At 71.8% G+C, this 2,165-nt stretch carries 2 protein-coding genes and 1 pseudogene; 1 reads left to right on the top strand and 2 read right to left on the bottom strand.

Translation table 11 applies throughout. The features are described 5' to 3' along the window. Nucleotides 1–620, bottom strand: a 620-nt coding sequence (locus ACTWPW_RS63870; protein ID WP_443174988.1) for a helix-turn-helix domain-containing protein, incomplete at its 3' end; no start/stop codon positions are given. Nucleotides 621–688: 68 nt separating this feature from the next. On the opposite strand from ACTWPW_RS63870, the gene ACTWPW_RS63865 reads away from it, so the two are divergent. Continuing rightward, on the top strand, nucleotides 689–1,453 hold the full coding sequence (locus ACTWPW_RS63865) for an SDR family oxidoreductase (RefSeq protein ID WP_375117491.1): 765 nt from the start codon (nucleotides 689–691) through the stop codon (nucleotides 1,451–1,453). 346 nt (nucleotides 1,454–1,799) lie between these two features. Here the strand turns inward: ACTWPW_RS63865 and ACTWPW_RS63860 are convergent. Beyond that, nucleotides 1,800–2,165, bottom strand: a pseudogene (locus ACTWPW_RS63860) (SDR family NAD(P)-dependent oxidoreductase); the annotation flags it as partial.

Below are 2,165 nucleotides of genomic sequence, written 5' to 3'. Positions count from 1 at the left end.
CGGAGAGCGGCGGCGATCAGGCCGGGCAGGTCCGGGCGCCCGTCCTCCTGGGCCCAGCGCATCAGGGCGACGAGCATCGCGGCCAGGCAGGTGCTGGCCGCGACCCAGGTGCGGAACTCCGTTTCGGGGTCCGGCGCGTCGCCGAGCAGGGCGTCGACGATGGCCTTCTGGGTGGCGAACTGGCTGTCCAGGTGGCGGGCGCGCAGGGCCGGCGTGTCCATCATCAACCGCACTCGGGCGAGCAGCAGGTCCTTCTCGGGCGATGAGCGCGCCCCGAACGCGTCGGCGGCGGGTTCGGCGGCAGTACGGCTCGTTTCGAGCAGGGTGCGGGTGGTTTCGACGAGGGTCCGTCCGATCCGGCGCACCACGGGCTCGTCGGCCGGTCGGGCCGCGACCCGAGCCGCGATGAGGGGGTCGTACCGGTCGTAGAGCACCAGGTCTTCCTTGGTGGGGAAGTGCCGGTAGACGGTCATCGGCGAGACCCCGGATGCCCTGGCGACGTGGTCGACGGTGGTCGCGTCGTAGCCGTGCTCGACGAACAGCCGCATCGCGTGCGACTGGATCATGCGCTGGGTCTCCGTCCGCCGGCGTTCGCGCAGATTCGGTCTTTCGCCACTCATGTGCGATACAGTACCGTACTGGTAGTTACTAACATGTCGAGAGTCACTAACACATCGGAGTGCGTGAGATGAGCAGACTGGCTGGCAGGACCGCTGTGGTGACCGGAGCCTCGCGCGGCATCGGACGGGCCATCGCCCTGCGTCTGGCCGCCGACGGCGCGGACGTCGCCGTGCACTACGGCGGTAGCGAATCCGGGGCGAACGAGACGGTCGCCATGATCGAGAAGGCCGGCGGGCACGCCTTCGCCGTCCGGGCCGAACTGGGCACGTCCGGGGACGTCGACACCCTGTTCACCGGCCTGGAGCGCGGTCTGGCCGGGCGAGGGCTGGACATCCTGGTCAACAACGCCGCGGCCCTCCCGGCCGGGCCGATCGAGACGGACACCCCGGAGCAGTTCGACCGGCTGTTCGCGGTGAACGTCAAGGCGCCGTACTTCATCATCCAGCGGGCGCTCCCGCTGCTGCGCGACGGCGGCCGGATCATCACCCTGACCTCGGTCGCCGCCCGGATGGCCCTGCCCGGCCAGACCTCCTTCGCCATGGGCAAAGGCGCTCTTGAGACGATGACCCTGACCCTGGCCAGTGCGCTGGGGATCCGGGGGATCACGGTCAACGCCGTCGCGCCCGGCGCCACCAAAACCGACGTCAACGTGCCCGTCTTCGAGGCGCCGGGCGTCGAGGAGCTCATCACCGGCCAGACCGCCCTCAACCGCCTCGGCCGGGCCGAGGACGTCGCCGACGCCGTCGCCTTCCTCACCTCCGACGACGGCCGCTGGATCACCGGCCAGGTCATCGACGCCAGCGGCGGCCTCCACCTCGGCGCCCGCAGCTGACGCCCCAGCCCCCGCCACGGCCGCCATCCCGCGGCCCCCCTTGCTCACCGGGAACGGCGAACCCGAAGGCAGGCATCACCATCCCACCGCAACCCCGCCATCTGACGTTTCATCGCCGGCCCCGGGCTCGACCAGGACGGTCCCTTCGGCACCCAAGGCCACCGGCCCGTGGCGGTCGCGCGTACCTCCTCGGGCCGGTGGCCTCGGTCCACGGGCCCGCCTCCGGCTGGACGACCTCCTCCAGGAGCTCGGCGGCCAGCCGGAGCAGGTCCGGCTCAGGCTGCTCGGTGCAGCGGCGCCACCCGGCGGCCGGCCCTCCCCGTCGCGCCAAGCACCAGGACCGGCATCAACGCCATGCCCCCGCTGCCGCCGCGCGCGCGACATAGGTCTCGAAATCGCGGGCCGGGCGACCCAGAACGTGGTGCACGTCGTCGGTGACCTCAGCGGTCACACCGCGGCGCATCAGGTCGAACATCTCCCGGCCGTAGCTTGCGGCCTCGGGGGAGAACCCCTGCGCCACCAGCGCGGCGACGAACTCCTCGGGCGAGACCTCAACGTAACGGACCGGCCAGCCCGATGCCCGCGCGATTTCCTCGGTGGCCTCGCCGAAGGTGAGCCCCCGCGGGCCGGACAGCTCATAGGTGCGGCCGGCGTGCCCGGGCTCGGTGAGCAGCGCCACCGCCACGTCGGCGATGTCGTCCACGTCGATGAA

Source organism: Nonomuraea sp. KM90 (genome assembly GCF_052246675.1).
GTDB lineage: Bacteria > Actinomycetota > Actinomycetes > Streptosporangiales > Streptosporangiaceae > Nonomuraea.
This window is presented reverse-complemented; position numbering and strand designations above follow the sequence as displayed.